Annotated in this window: 1 protein-coding gene; it reads left to right on the forward strand. The window is 63.3% G+C overall.

Features of this window, described 5'->3' with window-relative positions:
• Nucleotides 1-341: VCBS domain-containing protein (locus DM872_RS00060; RefSeq protein WP_218648952.1), on the forward strand; the 341-nt coding region annotated here is incomplete at both ends.

Here is a 341-nt window from a genome sequence, read left to right on the forward strand (position 1 = left end):
AGCCCGGAGACCTTCGAGGCGCAGAGCAACGTCGTGGGCGACTACGGCAAGTTCAGCATCGACGCCAACGGTGCCTGGACCTACACCGCCAATTCGGCCTTCAACGAACTGAATGTCGGTGACAGCCGCACCGACACCTTCCAGGTGTTCAGCGCCGACGGCACCGAAACCAGCGTCACGGTGACCATCACCGGCACCAACGATGCCGCGGTGCTGAGTTCGGCCACCGTCGAACTGGATGAATCCAATCTCCCGCTGAGCACTGGCGGCACCTTGACCATCAGCGACGTCGACAGCCCGGAGACCTTCGAGGCGCAGAGCAACGTCGTGGGCGACTACGG

The sequence above is a fragment of the Pseudomonas taiwanensis genome (genome assembly GCF_013393345.1).
In the GTDB taxonomy this organism is placed as follows: Bacteria; Pseudomonadota; Gammaproteobacteria; order Pseudomonadales; family Pseudomonadaceae; genus Metapseudomonas; species Metapseudomonas resinovorans_C.